This is a genomic window from Actinomadura rugatobispora, from assembly GCF_055379765.1.
Map to the genome: position 1 here is coordinate 4,035,971 of NZ_AP029191.1, position 17,514 is coordinate 4,053,484.

A 17,514-nucleotide genomic window follows, 5' to 3' on the forward strand; every position below is an offset into this window, starting at 1 on the left:
TCCGGTCCGGCCTAGAGAACAACGGGCAGGGCGTTCGGCGTCCGGTAGATCTTGCCGTGGAAGTACGGCTCCGGAGCCGACGGATCGAGCCGCAGGCCCGGCAGGACGTCCAGGACCCGGTTCACCAGTGCGACGACCTCGAACCTGGCCAGGTGCATCCCCAGGCACAGGTGCGGCCCGTGCCCGTAGGTCACGTGCTGCAGCCCGTCGCGGTGCATGTCGAAGACGTCCGGATCGGCGAACCGCGCCGGGTCCCGGTTGGCGGCGAGGAAGGACGTGTACACCACCGCACCGGCGGGCACCGTGACCCGGCCCAGGGTCGTCGGCCGCCGGGCGATCCGCAGCCCGCCGGCCACGGCGGGTTCCCAGCGCATCACTTCCTCCATCGCCCTCGGCAGCAGCGACCGGTCCGCTCGTACCTCGTCCAGCAGCGCCGGGCGCTGCAACAGGGTCAGCAGCAGGCTCGCCGCGGCCCGGTGGGTCGTCTCGATGCCCGCCGGGATCAGCAGCAGCAGGAACGACACCAGCTCTTCGGTGCTCAACCGGCGGGGTGCCCGGATCGCGAGCAGGTCGCCCAGCAGGTCCGGCCCGCCCCGGTGTGTCGTGACGAGCTCGGCGAAGTATCCGGCCAGTTCCGTCCGCGCCTCGGCCACCTCCCGCCACTCCGAGGACACGTCGATCAGCCGCAGGGCCAGCGCGCAGAACTTCTCCATGTCCGCCTCGGGCACGCCGAGCAGCCCGCCGATCACGCGCACCGGCACCCACGAGGTCAGGTCGGCCAGCAGCTCCGCTCGTCCGGTGAGCCTGCCGACCCCGGCGGTGACGACCGAGTCCACCAGCTCCCGGTAGCGGCGGCCGACGACCGACGACCGCAGCAGCGGCGCGATCAGGCCCCGGTACTCGGAGTGCTCGGGCGGATCGAGTTCCAGCATCGTCCGCCCCGCGAACATGCGCATCTGCGGCGCGTACGCGAGGTTGGAGAACCGCGCCGGATCACCCATCACCTCGCGCACCAGCGCATGCGTGAACACGTAGAACTGCCGGGACGCGGGGGATTCGCCGGTGGCGGGCACGTCGACGGCCGCGACCGGGGTCCCGGCGCGCACCTCGGCGATCAGCGGGTGGATGTCCTGGTGGAAGAGGTCCGCGCCGAGGAACCGCTCCAGCGCCGTCATGTGCCGACTCTCGGGTGCGCCGGGCCGAGCCGGTCATTACCGAGCGCCCGTTCAGTGGCCTCCCACAGTCGCCGCGCCAGCGTGGGATCCCGCCAGCGTTTGAGGCTCCGCACCCGTTTCGTGCCGTTGAACAACGCCCCCGGGTGGTTCACCCCGTCCTCGCCGGTCGCGAGATCGGCCAGGGCCAGGGCGGCGGTCTCGACCGGTTGGAACAGGAAGGGGAACGCCCGGCGGAACGTGCGGTACGGCAGTGATCCGGAGGCGAAGGTGGTCCGCACCATGCCCGGGTGGCAGCACGTCGGGACCGGTCCGGCCGGACCGGTGAGGCCGGCGAGGTGCACCGCGACCAACGCGTTGGCCTGTTTGGACGCCTTGTAGGCACCCCAGCCCGCGCGGCGGCTGCGCGTGCGGTTGAGATCCTCGGGGTCCAGTCCCTCGGCCAGCAGCGAGCCTGTCTGCACGACCCGGCCGCCTGGGCGCGCCGACAGCAGATCCCACACCAGGCCGGTCAGCAGAAACGGCGCCAGATGGTTGACCTGGTTGGTGATCTCGTGTCCATCCCCGGTGAGCTCCCAGCGCGTGGTGTGCACGCCCGCGTTGCTGACCAGGACGTCGATCCCCGGATAGTCCCCGTGCAGGACGCGGGACAGCTCCTCCACGTCGTCAAGGCGCGTGAAGTCCGCGCGCACCGGGCGCGAGGGCGTCGGCGCGACCTCGTCGACCGCGCGGGAGGCCGCGAGCAGGCGTTCCTCGTCGCGGCCGACGAGCACCACGTGGAGGCCCCGCCTGCCGAGTTCCAGGGCGGTCGCCGCGCCGATGCCGGCGCTGGCGCCGGTGACCACCGCAACCGTGTCCGTCATGTGCTCTCCCAGGGGGCTGTTTCGACCGTCCAATGGTGTTCCGTCTGGCCCGCGAGCACGTACCGGTACGGCAGCCAGGCGTGCCCCGTCTCGCCCCAGCCTGTGCCCCAGCTGTTGCGGACGCGCAGGGCACCGCGCCGGTCGTCGTATCCGACGGCGAGGACAACGTGCCGGGCGTGGTGCTCGGCGCCGGGTGGCAACTCGGGGATCTCCCCGGTCTCGCCCGCCGGGGCCTGCACCGGGTTCAGCGGGTAGTCCACCGTCACCGGTGCCCCCGCCGCGAGGTGCTCGCGGACGCGTTCCAGGCGGGCTCGCCCGGAGGTGCCCGCGCCGTCGAGCCTGCGGTAGCCGATGCCCCGGTATGCCTTGGCTTGGACGAAGGCGTGCGCGTCCGGCATCCGGTCGATCGCCGCCGCCGTGAACGGCCAGCCGGCCTCGTCGGGGATGCCGAACCGCCGCCACGCCGCCAGGCACCAGTCCACCCGCGAGCCCTCGCCCCGGATGAAGTCACCGACGATCCGCGAGGTGAAGTAGTTGAACAGCACCGACGGGCGCCGCACCGCCCCGGTGAGCCGATGCGTGTGGAAGGCCGCCAGCGTCGCCGTGACCGCCGCCGCGCACGTCGGGTACCACTGGTGGTCCTCGACGGGCGGGAACGCGGCGGGGTCCAGGGCGACGCGCTCTGGGAGACCGGCGCCGGCGATCATCGGCCGACCGCGGCGAAGTGCTTGTCCCGCACCAGGACCGCTTCGTGGAAGCGGCGCAGGCCGGCCGCGCCGTACTCGCTGTCCGGCGGTTCCTCCAGCGCGAAGGAGCCCGGCGTGGCGCTGCCGCGAACGAGCAGGGCGCTGTCGGGCGCGGGGAGTTGCCGCAGTGCCGGGCTGATGTAGTCGATGGCGAAGCACACGCGGTCGGTCGTCGCCGTGCTCGGGCCGGAGGAGTGGACCGTCGTGGGCGTGTGCAGCGACGCCTCGCCCGGCGCCAGCAGTACGTCGACGCCGGCGGCCTCGTCGATGTCCATGTCCACCTCCAGCCCGTACGGCCCGCCGCTCGCCCGGTGCGGCACGAGCTCGCTGTTGTGCGGGCCGGGCAGGAAACGCATCGTGCCGTTCTCCCGCGTGGTGCCGGTGAGCGCCAGCCACACCCGCACCGCGTTGCCGCGCGGGTTGGTCCAGCCGTAGTGCAGGGCGTCCTGGTGCCAGGCGAGCCGTCCGGCGCCGCCCGCCGGGCGGGTGAACACGGTCGTGGACCACACCAGGACGTCCGGGCCGATGATCCCGGTGACCATGTCGAGCAGCCGCTCGTCACGCACCAGCCTGTCCGCCCACGGCGCCAGCAGGTGGAGCTTCGGCGAGTTCCACCGCTGCGCGACCCGGCCGCCGACCCGGCGGGAGATCTGCTCGTGCCTGCGCACGGCGGCCAGCAGTTCGGCGGCCTCCTCCGGACGCAGCACCGGCACCGGGAAGGCGTAGCCGTCGGCCAGCAGGCGTTCGCGCAGGTCCTGCGCCGCACCGGTCATCCGCGCACCCCTGAGGGGGCCTGTCCGGCCGTGAGATCCGCGCCCATCCGCTCCAGCAACAGCAGTGCGTCCGCGCGTTTGGTGTCCGGTGCGCTCGTGCGCAGGTACGCGGCCAGCGCGTCCACCTCGTCGGCGGCGAACTCCCGCCGCAGCTCGTACAGCACGGCGGCGGCGGTCCGCCTCGGGAAGTACATCTCCTTGGCCACGCGCAGGAACCGCTCTCCCAGCTCCGGGGTCGCCGCGTCCGCGCGCACCGCCGCCGCGATCGCGAACCGCAGGTTGATCAACGGCTCGGACACAGGTTCCAGCGTCTCGGCCGAGTAGGTGATGGCCACCTCATCGTCCTCGTCGGTTTCCCCGGAACGGAAGGCCTCGAAGATCGCGCCGATGCCGACCATGCCGTACGGGGCGCACTCCACCCCGCGCAGCGCGCCCATGCTGGAGGATCCGTAGACCGCCACGCCGGCGTCCAGCGCGCGCAGGATCTCCTTGGGGGAGATGGACAGCGACTGGAAGAACCGGCCGTCGACGATGCCGATCAGGTCCGGCCGCCGGGGCCGTGCCAGCAGCCGGTCCACGTCGCCCTTGCCGACCGGCGGCAGGTACTCGGCGTCGAGCACCCGCGCCGCGTCCGCGTGACTCAGGCTGGTACCGCAGAACACCACCGCGCGCATCAGACCCCCCTCCCCGCGGCCGCCTCGGCCGGGCGGGCCAGGCCGGTGACGGTCTCGTTCCACAGCCGGGCCGCCCGCGCGCCCAGCCTGCTGTGGTCCACCGACCAGGACTCCAGACCGGGGACGATCACTCTGGCCACCGAGGCGGGCACCGTCGGCGGGGACAGGTCCACCACGATGGCCCGGTCGAGTCCGCAGGCCACCAGCCGGTCGAGCAGCAACCGCAGGTCGGCGGTGACGTCGCCGGAGGGGTGACTGGGCACGTCGGCCGCGGTGGTGAGCACGTCGGTCGGCTCCCACCACCAGCCGGACTTGTTGATGGTGGCGGCCCGGTGCACGTGTTGCAGGTGCTTGGGGACCTCCTCGTCGGGGGTGCTGATGTCCTCGCGCATGGCCTGGATGTCCACCGCCCGGCTCTGCGCGCACTCGGTCAGCGCGCGGATCATCGCCACCTCGACGTCGGGGTGCGTGCCGAATCCGCCGTGCCCCTGCGCCTCCAAGGTCGGGCCGAAGGTGTCCACCGTGGCGCACCAGACGCTGGGCACGCCCAGCTCCGAGGTGATGTCCACCATCCGCACCTCGACGCCGGCGGCGCGGAAGCGGGCCGCCACCTCGGCCACCGCGGGTGGCAGCCGGTCCATGTCGAAGTGCGGGTGCCGGGACCGCATCGCCGCGGTCACCGCCTCGGGCTGGCGGGGCACCGATGTCCCGGTCCGCAGCACGCCTTCCAGGTAGGTGGTCACCAGTTCGGCCAGGGTCATCGAGTCGCGTTCGATCAGCTCGCACAGCGCGTGGGTGACCGCCTCCTCCAGGGTGTTGCCGGAGGCGAGGCCGTTCGTGGAGGCGATGTGATAGACCGGCGACTCGTGGTATTGGTCGCTGTAGGTGGTGCCGTGCATGGCGACCATCACAGGCTCCCGCCTGACGAGGTCGTAGCCGGTCAACCAGGACACCGGCAGGTCGTCGTGGTAGCGCGCGTGCAGCCTGGTGTTGCAGTCGGCCGGGTTGAGCACCGCGGTGCCGCCCTTGACCAGTTCGTTGTAGGAGGCGATGGCGGCGGGCGTGCGCGGCTGCCAGGCGGCGAACCGTTCCACCGCCTCCATCACCGCCGACACCTTGGCGTCCACCGGCCGCAGGCCCTTGCCGTTGTAGACCGAGATCAGGTCGCGCGAGCGGGGCGCGATCGCGTTGTACACAGGGATGCCGATGGAGTCCAGCCAGGTGATGTTGGCGACCCGGGTGACCCCGACGTGCCGCAGGTACGGCCAGATCCGGGCCGCGGTCTCCTCGGTGGCCACTTCGCGGTGCGTGCCGCTGCCGGCGAACTTCGGTGCGTGGTCACGAATCCTCACGCCGTCACCTCCTCCAGCGCCGCCGACCCGGCGAGTTCGACGGCGGCACGGCCGTCGCCGGTGTAGTGGTACGCGAGGGTGACCGCGGTGCCGGGCACCACGTCGACCGGCCGGGGGAAGGCCCACCCGGCGGTGAACCAGTGGCTCTTGGCGCAACCGCCCGCCGGGTCGGTGGACAGGGTCGTGCCCGGGGACAGCCGGGCCTCGAAGTGGATCATCACACCGTTCGCGGCCCCCGCCTGGTCGGCGACCACCTCGGCGGTGCTGGTGAACGCGCGGGCGCGATGGTGCAGGTCCACGTCGAACAGCGGGACCGGCGGGGACAGCCGGGCCCACCGCGCGGCGACGTCCGGCGGCTCGTAGAACCCGGCCACCCGGTCGCGGTCGTGCTCCAGTACCGGCGAGAAGTCCATCCCGTAGCGGGCGTTCCACTCCTCGACGTGCTCGGGCACCACCCGGTGCGCCGCGACGAACTCCGGCGGCAGGCGCACCAGGGTCGCGTAGGCGGTGATCACCTCGGGTACCAGTCGCGCGCCGGGGACGAGCAGGCGCTCGCGGGCGTCCTGCACGGTCTCCCAGATGGCCATGTCCAGCGCGTCGTTGCCGACGATGTCGGTGGTGAGCACGTCGGCCTTCTCCGGCAGGTCGACCGAGGACGACCAGTCGCGCAGGAAGGTGATCCGGTCGGCGAAGCCGTTGCGCTCGGCCACCGCCCGTGCCACGCCGATCGACTGCGCGGGCTCGACGGCGTAGACGAGCCGGGCGCCGGCCTGTGCGGCGGCCACGGCGAGGATGCCCGAGCCGGTGCCCAGGTCCAGCACGACGTCACCGGGCTGGACGACCTCCTTGACCGCGCGCACGAACAGCCGTTTGCGCATCGGGTCGTCCAGCATCCGGATGTTCGGGTAGGCCATGCCGTAGCCGCCCATCGGGAACACCAGGTCGGTGAAGCCCAGCCGGTGCTCGGTGGCCAGCACCCCCGCCGAGACCAGCTGGCTCAGGGTGCTCACCGCCTCGTCCAGTGCCCGCGCACCGGCCAGCCTCGGTGCGAGCAGGCGCAGCGCCTCTCCCACGGTGCGCGATCGCCAGAACACGTCCAGCAACGCCAGCGCGTGCGCGCCGAACTCCGACACCACCCTGCCGTGGTGCACGCGGACGGTGTTGGCACTGTCCAGCTGGACGATCAGGTCCGGTCTCCTCATGAGCACCGTGTCCTTGGTGATCATGGTCGCTCCTCTCCCCAGGGTGTTGCCGTACGGGTGGCGATCAGCGCGCGCACCAGCGGGCCGCGGAAGTCGCCGACCGAGCCCAGCTCCAGTTCGGACGTGCTGGTCGAGATCCCCTCCTTGGGGTCGACGACCTGGTGGCCGTCCGCGACCAGCTGGGCGACGTTGCGCCGGGTGGCGGGCTTGTTCCAGGTGATCTCGCTCATCGACGGCGCCAGGATCACCGGACAGCTCGCGGCGGCCACGACGGCGGTGAGCGTGGTGTCGGCGATACCGTTGGCGATCTTCGCCAGGGTGTTCGCGGTGGCGGGCACCACGAGCACGACGTCGGCGCGCGCGGCGACGCCCACGTGCGACCTGGTGCCCTCGGGCAGGTCGGACCAGCCGGTCACGACCGCGCAGTCGGCGACGGCGGTCAGCGACGCGGGGGTCACGAACCGCTGCGCCACCTCCGACAGCACGACGCAGACGTCGGAGATGCCGAACCGGGTGCGCAACCACATCAGCAGGTGCGCGGTGCCCAGCGCGGCGACCGAACCGCTCACCCCGAGCACGATCCGCGCACCGGACAGGTCGATCTTGTCGCCGTTCACCGGTGCGCCACTCCCGCCGGTCGCAGTTCGGCCCAGCAGCGCTCCACCGAGGGCAGCGCGGCGGCGGCGCCGGCCAGGTCGCCGCCGGCCCATACGCCCTGCGCGTAGTGCTCGACGATCCGGCGCGCGACCGCGTCCCACAGCGGCGGGAGGCCGGCGGGCGCCAGGTCGCGGTAACCGTCGAGGAACGCCTCCACGCGCGCCCGCGCCACCGGTGCCGGGCAGTTCACCAACGCCGCGGCCTCCACGATCTCGGCGAGGAGATGTGCCAGATCCCGCTGCGGGTCGCCGATCCCGGCCTCGCGCCACGCCAGCGGCACCGGGCCGTCCGCGCACGATCCGGCGGACAGCCGGCCGTGGACCAGGGTCGCGGGGCCGGAGGCGGGCGGGCGGGCCGCGGCCGCGGCCAACTCCGGTGCGGTCTCCAGCGGAAGCAGCGCCCGATGCGCCCGCACCTCGGCGGCGACGGCTTCCTCCGCCAGCCAGGCGGGGCCACCGCTGCGGTCGGGCAGGGCGGCGCGCAACTCGTCGGTCAGCGGGGTCCGGTGCACCCTGGCCGCCAGCGCGCCCAGTGCACGCAGGGTCCGCGGCCAGTCTGGGTCGTCCTCGGCGAAGGCGGATGTCAGCATGCGGTCGCTGAGCAGTGCCGGGGACGGCACGGCGGGCCACACCGCCACCGCGGCCGAGTACGCCCACGGCACGTGCGCGCCCGGGAAAGCCTCGCGCAGCAAGGACAACTGTGCCCGGCCGAGGTAGTGCGGGCCGGGACGGTGGAGGCGTTCGACCCATTGGAAGCCCGACCGCGTGCGCAAGCACAGCCGATCAGCGATGGGGCCGCGGATGTCGCGGACGCGCTCGGCGCCGGTCACCGCACCGCCTCCTGGTTCAGGTAGGGCGTGCGCACATCCAGTCCGGCCGCCCGGTACCGGGCGGAGATCGCGCCGAACCGCCCGGCCGGGGTGCGCACGCCGGCGTCGAAGGCGTCCAGCAGCCCTTCGGCCACCAGCAGGCTGCGGTGCTCGCCGAAACTCATGGTCCCCTCGGGGAGGTCTGGATCCTGCGCGAACGACATGCCCCTGGCCAAGCGCAGGGCGAAACGCGGGTAGTCCTCACGCAGGTCCGCCTCGTGCGTGCGCCGCAGGTCGGTGAAGAACTCGCGGTGCCGCTCCCAGTGCGGGCGTTCCAAGTAGACGACGAAGGAGTCCCGGCGCAGCAACGACGCGGGGTTGTTGACCGTCTTCGCCTCGAACGCGATCCGGTGCCGGTTCAGCTCGTCCAGCACCGACTTGAGCAGGGCCGGCGCCACGTCGGGGTTGCCGAGGCAGAAGTAGATCCGCACCAGGTCGGCGCTCTTCGGCCTGCCGACCTCCCCGACCACGCAGTACCAGCCCGGCACCCGGTAGGGATGGTCGGTGCGGAACCGGACGCCGACCACCTGCCCGGTCTGTTCGGCGGGCTCCGACAGTTCATGCCGCCGGGCCAGCAACGCCAGGCCGTCGCGGGCCACCACCGCGTCCGGCCCGCGCAGCTCGGTGACGGTCCAGCCGTCGGACCACTGCCCGAAGCCCTCGGCGGCGCGGGAGAGCCGCTCGGCGTGCTCGCCGTCCTCCAGGTCGTGCACCGCGCGGGCGGCGTGGCCGCCGCCGAGGAACAACCGCGCCGAGGGCTGATCGCCCGCGTGGTAGAGCAGGTACACGGTGCGGCACAGGGGAACCAGCAGCGGCCGGTCGGCCGTGGTCTCCAGGTCCCTGGGCGGGGTGAACGCGCCGAGTTCGCGGTGCCGGAACTTCTCCGGCGACTCCACCACCAGATCGGCGGCGATGGCGCGGAACAGGTCCTCGTGATCGGTCACGGCGCACATCCGGTGGACAGGCGGCCGGCCAGCGTCTCCGGGCGGCGGAGCAGGCCCTCGGCGAGCAGCAGGCACAGGTGCCCGGTGCGGCCGAGCGAGCCGAACAGTTCCAGACGGGCCCCGGCATGCTGCAGCAGCACGAGCCCGGCGTAACGCACGACGGCGCGCACCGCGTCACGCCCGCCGGGCGTGCGGGCGAAGTAGGCGGCGGTGAAATGGTCGGCCGTGCGTATGGCTCCGGCGGGCAGCGCGGGACGGGTGCCGGGACTCGAGCGCAGTGCGTGCACGATGAACTGGGCCACCAGGTAGCCGACGTCGTAGCGCGGGTCGCCGACGGCGGCGAACTCCCAGTCGATGATCCGCACACTCCCGCCTGAGCCGAAGAGCACGTTGTCGTCGCGGAGGTCGAAGTGGACCAGCGAGCGTGCGTCCCAGTTCCGGTGGAGCTCGGCGAAGCAGTCCGAGAGCCGCTGCATGGCGCGGATCCAGACGTCGAACTCCGCACCCACGCCCCGGGAGTACTCCTCGACGGTGAGCAGCGTGGTGCGCGGCGCGGGGACGGTCATCCGCATGTCCGGGTCGGCGAACACCTCGGCCGGCCACGGCGCGTCGTGCAGCCCGGCCAGGGCGGTGGCGAGTGCGTCGATCTGGCCCGGGCCCAGCATGCCCGCGCCCAGCAGGTCGCGCAGGCTGAGGGCGGGGTGGACGGCGTCGTAGGCGCGCACGCGTCCGGGAGCCCCCAGCGGCACCGGGCTGGGCAGGGCCCGCCGGGTCGCCGCCGCCAGCGGGGTGGTGTGCAGGAGGTCCAGGATCTCGGCTTCCCGGTCGCCCGTGCGGTCCAGGTCCTCGTCCGGCCACTTGAGCACGATGTGGCGTCCGTCGGCCAACCCGACCAGCGCGACGGGGCGCCGAGAGACGCAGGGCCGCACCCACGCGACCGGGGCGTCGAACTCCAGCCCGCGCACGCGGTCGGCCACTGCGGAACGATCGGCGGTGTGCTCGGCCGGGGGCTTCGGATGGGCGACCGGACGCCGGGTGTGGAAACCCAGCGCCCGGACCCGCATCCGCTCATCGTGATCGATGGTCGGATTCATGCGAAGGCCAGATCAGCAGTGCACGCCGATGGTGACGGCGAAGCCGATGACGCTCTGCTGCACGCCGCTCGCCGCCGTGACGCTGGCCTTTTCCTCGAGAAACTTCTGCAGTTCCTCATCGCTCAGCCCGGAGATTTCGGCGAACGACAGGTCGACCTCGCCCAGCTCGGCGTTCGCCACGTCGTCGGCCTTGATCTGCCGGACCAGTTCCTCGATGTCGGCCTCGGGAACCGACGCGGTCACCGCATCCTCTTTCTTCTCCATGACTCCCCATTCGGCAGGAGCGCGGCGGTCGCGCTCTCCTGACCAGAGTGTCGCCACACGCGGGAGTCGTCCAGATGATCAGTGGTGACTCTTCTAGGAACCATCGCGAGGGCCCCCGGCGGCTTCCATAAAGGCGGCGGGTCGCCGGATGATTCAGGTCACCTGAGCTCGGATGAATCGTACGGCGGCTGCGGGATCATCCGCCCAGAAATCCACCTGGCGCACTGCTCTGCGGCCGCGCAGACCGAGATCGACCTGGTGCTCACGGTGCAGGGCGACAGAAACGTTGGTCGCCCCCGAGACCTCCAAAATCAGCACTCCCTCGACGACCTCCGCGGACCGCCGCATCGAGCGTTGCCGCCGGGAAATGGTGACGGTCTTGATATCGGCGACCGGCACCCGAACATCCAAGAACGAGCAGTAGCGCAGCCGCAACCGGCGAGGGTCGACGCTGTGCGGGTACTTGTGCATCGTCGCGATCAGCGCGAGCAACCAGATGGCACCCAGCACGCCGAGCACGACCAGCACCAGCCGCAGGAAAACCCACGGCACCGCTGACTCCACCAATACGATCTCCAGCGGACTCAGCACGAACAAGACCCACATCATCGGGCGCAGTCCCCTGCTGTAGTGAATTGCTTCGCCGTCCGCGGGCACATCCCGGCTTCCCCTCACCACAAGCCAGAGCGCCCGGATCATCAGCAGGTCGTGCTTGACCACCGAGGCCGCGAAATCCGGCATCACCATGCGCAGCGAGGCGGCCAGCGCATCGGCGCCGTCCACACCCGCCGCCCGCGCCCGGCGCACCGCCCGCCACAACAGCCAGATCTCGAACAGCACCAGGACCAGCAGCGTTCCCTCGACAACGGCCACGACCAGCAAGCCGGCGCCCAGCCCGACGGCCCCGGAGAGCAGCAGGACCACTTCTGCCACGATGACGACCGGGACGATCCACTTCGTCGCCCTGGCCAGGCCCGGCTGGTCCCGTCCGCTTCGCACAACACCCGCTCTTTCTCTGTGAATATCTGGGTCATATGTTTCTCGCTACAATTTCCGGACGCGACTCAATGGTCCACCTACCGCGTTGACGCGTCCCCAGGTATCGACGGTGAAGCCGTCTCCGGTCGCCACGGGCGATTCGGCAGGGCACTGGCCGCCAACCTGATCTCCTCCGGCGAAGCCCAGCCGACCTGCTCGGCCTGGACGCCGCCCGCACCGCCCACCAGGGAGTGCAAAAGCTCAGCGGCTTTCCCGGGGGCGAGGCAGCCGAGCGTGATGCTCAGCGGATCGAAGCGAGCGTGCACCATGGTCAGCCGCTCGCGACTGGTGATCGCCACGCTGCTGCCGCCCGAGCCGGGCAGCAACGGGATGACCTGCTCGTCGTCCACCGCACCGTCCAGCACGACCAGCGTCCTGCTGCCGTGCAACAGCGAGCGGAACAGGGCGGCGCACTCCCGCACGTCCTCGGGTACCCGGTGCGGCTCAACACCCAGCGCCGTCACGAACCCACGCAACACGGCGGCGGGTTCCACCCGCCGCCCCCCGCCACCCAGGTCGGCGAACAGCGTGCCGTCCGGAAACTGCTCGGTCTCCTCGGCCGCCCAGCGCAGCACCAGCGCGGTCTTGCCGATCCCCGTCGGGCCGTGCACCGCCAGGATCGGCACTCCGGCATCCACCGCCCGACGGCTGCGCAGCCAGGCCCGCGCCCTGGCCAGCTCCGCCTCCCGCCCGACGAACCGGTAAGGTCCGGCCGGCAGCTGACGGGGCCGGGGCCAGCGGCCGCGCGTCTGCTGCGCCCGCTCGACCAGCGCCGCCAGTTCGCTGTCCGGGCCCAGGACCTCGTCGCACTGCTCGGCCAGCCGTAGCGTGAGCACCTTCTCCCCACGCTCGATCTTGCTCAGGTAGGTGTGGCTGTAATGGGTGCGCCGCGCCAGTTCACGAAGTGAGATGTTGCGTCGTAGCCGGGCACTGCGCAACTCGGTGCCCAGTGACCGGCAACAGGCCATGACCTCGTCGTCGAGGGCGCTCGACCGTGTTGGCGTCTCCATACGAAATCTTCTTCCCCCAGATGAGATCGTGTGGTTGAGCGGGAGAGCATGTAAGGACATGCGCGACGGCCGTTTGGCCGTCGCACTGCGCTTTTCTCGGAGCCCACCCACCGCTACCGCAAATTTCAGAACACCGATTGGTGCGCCCCAGGAACGGATCTTCCGAGAAGCGGCAAGAGCCTACGTCCGACCCCCATGGCGATCATCTGCAACGCATCCGCGAGAGGTGCACACTCGGGCATAAGGATCTCCGGTTGCCGTTCTCGGGGCACGCCGGGTTTCATGCAACAAGAGGAAGCAGCCCCGCCCAACCACCGACGATGCGGGCCGACGCGATGAACTCCGTATGACGAAAAGGCAGACCAAGCAAGCACAAAAGCGGCCGTAGATCTCGGGGAAGCCTGACCTGGACCCCGCGAACACAGGCCAAATATCGAGATCTACCGTTTTCAACAAAGAAATGGAATTCTCAAGAGACAGTTGATCCCCTGCTGACATCGACAGGACGTGCTCGCAACACGCTCCTGAGAAATATTGACTTCATCGGAACAGTGCGGAAACTCACCCGCCCCTGGGCAGTGGCGGCAGCTTGAGGGGAAGTCACTGAAGCCTCGCCGCGAAACTCAATCCTCCGAGTGTCTGCACTGAAAATTCAGTCTCGGGGGCATGGTGCGGATAGTTCAGGTGTTGCTGAACAAAGGCTTGGATGCTCCACTCCCCTTCCGTCCTCACAGACGGACGCGGACCCCGCGAACGCCCTTCCACCGTTTTCTAATCTGCCGGGCATGGCCGCGCCAGGACAGATACCGGGCATTGAGCGGCCCTCCCGCCTCCAGGCACCGGGTGTGCCGGTCTAGTCACGTGGCCGGGCTCCTGAGTGGCCCCACCGGCTCATGTCTTTCAGCGGCGTCGGGGTCCAGATGTCACGCTGGGTGGGCGGGGTTCCAGGCGCGGTGATCCCGTTCAGTGGCGACTCCTGCAGCCGTACCTTCACCCCAGTCGGGCGGCGAGTCGTCCCGCCACGTGGTGGCCCAGGTTCGTGGCGCGAGCGAACAGGGGTTCGTCCCGCCCGGGTGTCGACGCAGGCCATCGCCGCGGGCGCCATGCCGATGCCGCGGTCGACGACCGCGATGTGATGGCCGGACGGGTCCATCCGCGTCCACACTTCCACCGGCGAGCCGGGTGGCGAGAAGGCGAGCGCGTTCTCGATCAGTTCGGCGAGCAGGTGGGAGATCTCCGCGGTCGTTCCGCCCTTGAGCCGGGCGGGGTCTCCACGCCGCAGCTCGAGCCGTTTGCAGTCCTCGACCTCCGCGAACGCGCTCCGGAGCTGGGCCACTTGACACGGTCGGTCGCCTTGCGTTCCAGCAAATCGGAGTAGGCAGGCTGAGCACCCGCGTTCACGAAGCGCAGGGGAATACTTCCCTGGGGGCCATAGCCCCTCACCCTTCCAGGGGTCAGAGCCTCCACCAAACCCGGGGCGCCCCGGGCATGGACCGCAGCGGTCAGTGCTGAGGGCATGGTGCCGCCGGCTTCGGAGGCCATCGCGGAGTCGGCAACCCCCGATTCTGGCTGCAGACCCGGTCACAGCCGGGTCACAGCTTTGGGCACCGTGGTGTGACTCCTCAGTCGCTAGAAAGTTTGCGGCGATGGATCATCACGGAAGGAGAAGGCCGTGGCCAGGGAACTTCGGACTGATGACGGAGGATCGGACCGGCGTTCGCTGTTGCGGGGCGCAGCCGTGGTGGCCGGTGCCGCCGTGGCCGCGCCGCTGCTGGGCGAGGCGGCCACGGCCCAAGCCGGCGGCGGTGGACGGCTCGGCCACGCCGACACGGCGCCCGGCCAGATCCCGCCGGACACCCGTCCCGGCGGCGCCTACGACCGGTACATCGCAAAGCTGGCCGCCGAGGACAAGTTCTCCGGAGTGGTACTGCTGTCGCACCGGGGCCGGACGGTGCTGTCGCGCAGCTACGGCATGGCCGACAAGGAGAAGGGGATCCGTAACCACGAAGGTGCCGCGTTCAACCTCTACGGGGGGCCGTTCGTCAGCCTGTCCATCGTGCAGCTGGCGCAGCGGGGCAAGGTGAAGCTGTGGGACACGGTGGGCACCTACCTGACCGGTTTCGCCAAGGAGATCGCTGAGCAGGTGCGCGTCCACCACCTGCTCATGGGCACCTCCGGGTTGTCCTTTCCGGAGCACGACCACCAGCGCATCTTCCACAGCGAGCAGGAGCAGCACGAGTACTACCGGCAGTACACCCGGCAGGCGAAGCTGGTCGCCTCCCCCGGCGCGGGTTCGGACAAACCCGGCTGGGGTGCTGATATCACCGTGCAGATCGTCGAGGCCGTGACCGGCATGACGTTCTGGGACTACGTGCACGAGCACATCTTCGAGCGCTGCGGCATGACCGGCTCGGCGTACTACACCAGGCCGCAGTGGCTGGCCGACGAGCACATCGCGCACTCGTACATGAAACAGGCCGACGGCAGCCGGGTGGACGCCGTCCGCAACCTGGACAAGGACACCTCGAGCCCGGGCATAGCGGGCCAGAACAATGCCCGCAACTTCGTCCCGGACGGCGGGTTCGTCACCGCACCGGACATGGTCCGGTTCGCGGAAGCGTTGTACGACGGCACCGTCCTCGCCCGGGTCTGGGCCGACGTGTTCACCTCGGTCAAGGCCCCCAACTTCCGAGGCTCCCCGGGGTTCAGCACCTACGGGTCGACAGCCCACATCGTCGAAGGCCAGTGGGAACTCGCGCGCAGTGGCACCTACCCCGGCAGCTCCACCCACTGGAGCATCTACCCGGACACAGGGTGGGTCGGCGTCGTCCTCAGCAACTACGACGGCGTACCGATGCAGGAGATCATCGGACAGCAGAGGCAGGCCATCACCGGGGCTTCACCCGGCGACGGCGACGGAGGCGGCTGACGCGCGGCCACAGCATGGCTGACCCGCAGTAAGAGGCCCGGGCTGGTAAATCCACCGGCTCGGGCCGGGTTGATTCCGCGGCCGGGCAACCAGATCGCCCGACGAATCATCGTCTCCGGCAGCGGCATCGGTGATCCTCATGCCCGGCGCCGACCCGGCGAACCATGGCTGATCGCCACGGTGTCCGGTGTCGGCGGCGCCGAGCGCCGGCTGGCGCCGCTGCTGGCCGGAATCGCCAGCGCGAGGGTCTCCGCGGTCAGGGGCAGCCGGCCTGGTCGCGGCAGCGTGGCGGCGCACGAGCCGCCCGGCGGGCGCGGCGCGCCCCTTGAGGTTCGTGCGCGCGACGCGCGTGGCCAGCTTGTCGGCTACCGCATCGACGTGACCGATGGCGATGGGGTCAGCAGGTGGGGCGGAAGCGGACGGACGAGTTCGGGTCTGCGGCGGCCGACGGGACGGGTACGGGCATCGCGGCTCTGTCGCGGTGCGCTGCGCTTGCTGCACGCCCGCTTGCGTGGGCCCTCGTCTATGACTCGCGCCGCCCGGGGCTTCGCCCGGTTCTCTTGACGGGAGAGTACTCGCTGATGCAAAGTTGTTTTCAGAAGCGAGACTCTGGAGGAGTCGTGGACCCACAATCCCCCGGCGGGATGCTCGACGAGGTGGCCAGGCTGCGGCGGCTCACCCGCGCCCAGGCACGCGGGGCGGCCGTCCCGCTAGCGATCTTCGGACTACTGACGCTGGTCTCGATCCTGCTGTACTCCCATCCGTTCCAGGCCATGCAGCTGCATCCGGACGGCAGCGGCTCCAGCAAGCCCGGCTCGATGAGCGGCTATGCGGGGCTGAACGGGGTCGACCGGTCGGCAACCCTCTCGATCGCGTTCTGGGTGATCACCGGGCCGCTGAGCTACCTGGCGTGCGCCTGGTGGTACCGGCGGCGGGCCGCACGGGTCGGCCTCACCATGCGATGGCGGCCCTGGGTCTACGTGGGCACGCCGTTGTTCGCCGTCTTCCTGTTCGCCGTGTTCGCCCAGGGCCACAGCCTGCCCAATTCGCCCCCGTTCGACTTCGCGGGGGGCCCGGTGGTCAGTCCGCTGCTGGCGATCGCGGCCGGATTGCTGATCCTGGCCAGGGTCGAGCGGAGCCCGGGCGTCGCGGTCACCGCCCTCGCCTACGGCGGCCTCTGCATCATCATGAACGGCTACGGCCTCGGCCAGATCCCCCCGTGGATCATGCCGCCCTACGGCGGCATGATCGATGGGCTGATCAACCCGGCGCCGAACCTGATCCTGCTGGCCTTCGTCCTGCTGATCGGCGCGCTAGCCGTCCATCTTCGGGCCCGGGCACGGCTTCGTTCGGCCATGGCCGCAGCCCAGAGCCCGGCATGAGCGAGCCTGCCGGCCCTGAGACACCGCACCCGACGCAGGGCCTCAACGACACCGTCCACCACCGCACCCGGCTCGGCATCATGGCGGTGCTGCACGAGACCGACCGCGCCGAGTTCGGCTACCTGCGCGACACCCTGAACCTCACCGACGGGAATCTCTCCCGCCACCTGCGCACGCTGGAGCAGGCAGGCTACATCGAGATCCACAAGGGCTACCACGGGCGCCGCCCCCGTACCTGGCTCAGCCTGACCACCGAGGGTTCCCGCGCACTCGCCGAGGAACTGGCCGCCCTGCGCGACCTGGTCGCCCGGCTCGACGGCACCACAGACAGCAAATGAGCGTGGCCGACGTCCATGAACGCCTGTCCGGGAACCTCCATCAGCCCCGACCACCTGGCCGCAGGCAAGTTCCACGCCGCCTCGATAGGGGGAAACGGACGTTGGCATGTACGGCCGGCATCGACACGAACGTCCGGCGCCGCCGACCTTCCACGGCAAGCCGCATCATCCCGGGTGCCGACAAAGCCACCGATGTGATCACGGCGGC

18 protein-coding genes are annotated in these 17,514 nt (G+C 70.8%); 3 read left to right on the top strand and 15 right to left on the bottom strand.

What is annotated here, in order from left to right; translation table 11 throughout:
* Positions 1–11: 11 nt before the first annotated feature.
* The 15 genes from ACZ466_RS17335 to ACZ466_RS17405 all read right to left on the bottom strand — a co-directional run bounded on the left by ACZ466_RS17335 (position 12) and on the right by ACZ466_RS17405 (position 13,993).
* Positions 12–1,175: a cytochrome P450 gene (locus ACZ466_RS17335; protein WP_378280058.1), complete on the bottom strand. Its 1,164-nt coding sequence runs from the start codon at positions 1,173–1,175 to the stop codon at positions 12–14.
* Positions 1,172–2,035 (bottom strand): SDR family NAD(P)-dependent oxidoreductase, encoded by an 864-nt coding sequence (locus ACZ466_RS17340; RefSeq protein ID WP_378280060.1) that lies wholly within the window; start codon positions 2,033–2,035, stop codon positions 1,172–1,174. The genes ACZ466_RS17335 and ACZ466_RS17340 overlap by 4 nt, the downstream gene beginning before the upstream one ends.
* Positions 2,032–2,742, bottom strand: a complete 711-nt coding sequence (locus tag ACZ466_RS17345) for a C1 family peptidase (RefSeq protein WP_378280062.1) — start codon at positions 2,740–2,742, stop codon at positions 2,032–2,034. The genes ACZ466_RS17340 and ACZ466_RS17345 overlap by 4 nt, the downstream gene beginning before the upstream one ends.
* Positions 2,739–3,554, bottom strand: coding sequence for a phytanoyl-CoA dioxygenase family protein (locus tag ACZ466_RS17350; protein WP_378280064.1), 816 nt, complete (start codon positions 3,552–3,554; stop codon positions 2,739–2,741). The genes ACZ466_RS17345 and ACZ466_RS17350 overlap by 4 nt, the downstream gene beginning before the upstream one ends.
* The gene (locus ACZ466_RS17355; protein WP_378280066.1) at positions 3,551–4,228 is read right to left on the bottom strand and encodes a TfuA-like protein; all 678 of its coding nucleotides are present in this window, start codon (positions 4,226–4,228) and stop codon (positions 3,551–3,553) included. The genes ACZ466_RS17350 and ACZ466_RS17355 overlap by 4 nt, the downstream gene beginning before the upstream one ends.
* Positions 4,228–5,580: a YcaO-like family protein gene (locus ACZ466_RS17360; RefSeq protein WP_378280067.1), complete on the bottom strand. Its 1,353-nt coding sequence runs from the start codon at positions 5,578–5,580 to the stop codon at positions 4,228–4,230. The genes ACZ466_RS17355 and ACZ466_RS17360 overlap by 1 nt, the downstream gene beginning before the upstream one ends.
* Positions 5,577–6,806 (bottom strand): 50S ribosomal protein L11 methyltransferase, encoded by a 1,230-nt coding sequence (locus ACZ466_RS17365; protein WP_378280069.1) that lies wholly within the window; start codon positions 6,804–6,806, stop codon positions 5,577–5,579. Before ACZ466_RS17365 ends, ACZ466_RS17360 begins: the two co-directional genes overlap by 4 nt.
* Positions 6,803–7,399 (bottom strand): flavoprotein, encoded by a 597-nt coding sequence (locus ACZ466_RS17370; protein ID WP_378280072.1) that lies wholly within the window; start codon positions 7,397–7,399, stop codon positions 6,803–6,805. The genes ACZ466_RS17365 and ACZ466_RS17370 overlap by 4 nt, the downstream gene beginning before the upstream one ends.
* Positions 7,396–8,268 carry a hypothetical protein gene (locus tag ACZ466_RS17375; protein WP_378280073.1) on the bottom strand — a complete coding sequence of 291 codons (873 nt, stop codon included), beginning with the start codon at positions 8,266–8,268 and terminating at the stop codon, positions 7,396–7,398. The genes ACZ466_RS17370 and ACZ466_RS17375 overlap by 4 nt, the downstream gene beginning before the upstream one ends.
* Positions 8,265–9,251, bottom strand: coding sequence for a T3SS effector HopA1 family protein (locus ACZ466_RS17380; RefSeq protein WP_378280074.1), 987 nt, complete (start codon positions 9,249–9,251; stop codon positions 8,265–8,267). The genes ACZ466_RS17375 and ACZ466_RS17380 overlap by 4 nt, the downstream gene beginning before the upstream one ends.
* Positions 9,248–10,345, bottom strand: a complete 1,098-nt coding sequence (locus ACZ466_RS17385; RefSeq protein ID WP_378280075.1) for a phosphotransferase — start codon at positions 10,343–10,345, stop codon at positions 9,248–9,250. The genes ACZ466_RS17380 and ACZ466_RS17385 overlap by 4 nt, the downstream gene beginning before the upstream one ends.
* A gap of 12 nt (positions 10,346–10,357) precedes the next feature.
* Positions 10,358–10,609, bottom strand: a complete 252-nt coding sequence (gene tvaA, locus ACZ466_RS17390; RefSeq protein WP_378280077.1) for a thioviridamide family RiPP peptide — start codon at positions 10,607–10,609, stop codon at positions 10,358–10,360.
* 153 nt (positions 10,610–10,762) lie between these two features.
* Positions 10,763–11,533, bottom strand: coding sequence for a hypothetical protein (locus ACZ466_RS17395; protein WP_378280079.1), 771 nt, complete (start codon positions 11,531–11,533; stop codon positions 10,763–10,765).
* Positions 11,534–11,685: 152 nt separating this feature from the next.
* Complete coding sequence (locus ACZ466_RS17400; protein ID WP_378280081.1) at positions 11,686–12,657, bottom strand: helix-turn-helix domain-containing protein; 972 nt, start codon at positions 12,655–12,657, stop codon at positions 11,686–11,688.
* 853 nt (positions 12,658–13,510) lie between these two features.
* Positions 13,511–13,993, bottom strand: a complete 483-nt coding sequence (locus ACZ466_RS17405; RefSeq protein WP_378280082.1) for an ATP-binding protein — start codon at positions 13,991–13,993, stop codon at positions 13,511–13,513.
* A gap of 387 nt (positions 13,994–14,380) precedes the next feature.
* Here ACZ466_RS17405 and ACZ466_RS17410 point away from each other — a divergent pair, with 387 nt between their 5' ends.
* The 3 genes from ACZ466_RS17410 to ACZ466_RS17420 all read left to right on the top strand — a co-directional run bounded on the left by ACZ466_RS17410 (position 14,381) and on the right by ACZ466_RS17420 (position 17,306).
* Complete coding sequence (locus tag ACZ466_RS17410) at positions 14,381–15,586, top strand: serine hydrolase domain-containing protein (RefSeq protein ID WP_464043880.1); 1,206 nt, start codon at positions 14,381–14,383, stop codon at positions 15,584–15,586.
* 620 nt (positions 15,587–16,206) lie between these two features.
* Positions 16,207–16,968 carry a hypothetical protein gene (locus ACZ466_RS17415; RefSeq protein ID WP_378280086.1) on the top strand — a complete coding sequence of 254 codons (762 nt, stop codon included), beginning with the start codon at positions 16,207–16,209 and terminating at the stop codon, positions 16,966–16,968.
* Positions 16,965–17,306 carry a winged helix-turn-helix domain-containing protein gene (locus ACZ466_RS17420; protein WP_378280088.1) on the top strand — a complete coding sequence of 114 codons (342 nt, stop codon included), beginning with the start codon at positions 16,965–16,967 and terminating at the stop codon, positions 17,304–17,306. The genes ACZ466_RS17415 and ACZ466_RS17420 overlap by 4 nt, the downstream gene beginning before the upstream one ends.
* Positions 17,307–17,514: the final 208 nt, after the last annotated feature.

Bases quoted from the DNA above. Each gene is read 5' to 3' on its own strand.
- ACZ466_RS17335 (WP_378280058.1), bottom strand. From the start codon at position 1,175: ATGACGGCGCTGGAGCGGTTCCTCGGCGCGGACCTCTTCCACCAGGAC.
- ACZ466_RS17340 (WP_378280060.1), bottom strand. From the start codon at position 2,035: ATGACGGACACGGTTGCGGTGGTCACCGGCGCCAGCGCCGGCATCGGC.
- ACZ466_RS17345 (WP_378280062.1), bottom strand. From the start codon at position 2,742: ATGATCGCCGGCGCCGGTCTCCCAGAGCGCGTCGCCCTGGACCCCGCC.
- ACZ466_RS17350 (WP_378280064.1), bottom strand. From the start codon at position 3,554: ATGACCGGTGCGGCGCAGGACCTGCGCGAACGCCTGCTGGCCGACGGC.
- ACZ466_RS17355 (WP_378280066.1), bottom strand. From the start codon at position 4,228: ATGCGCGCGGTGGTGTTCTGCGGTACCAGCCTGAGTCACGCGGACGCG.
- ACZ466_RS17365 (WP_378280069.1), bottom strand. From the start codon at position 6,806: ATGATCACCAAGGACACGGTGCTCATGAGGAGACCGGACCTGATCGTC.
- ACZ466_RS17385 (WP_378280075.1), bottom strand. From the start codon at position 10,345: ATGAATCCGACCATCGATCACGATGAGCGGATGCGGGTCCGGGCGCTG.
- tvaA (WP_378280077.1), bottom strand. From the start codon at position 10,609: ATGGAGAAGAAAGAGGATGCGGTGACCGCGTCGGTTCCCGAGGCCGAC.
- ACZ466_RS17400 (WP_378280081.1), bottom strand. From the start codon at position 12,657: ATGGAGACGCCAACACGGTCGAGCGCCCTCGACGACGAGGTCATGGCC.
- ACZ466_RS17420 (WP_378280088.1), top strand. From the start codon at position 16,965: ATGAGCGAGCCTGCCGGCCCTGAGACACCGCACCCGACGCAGGGCCTC.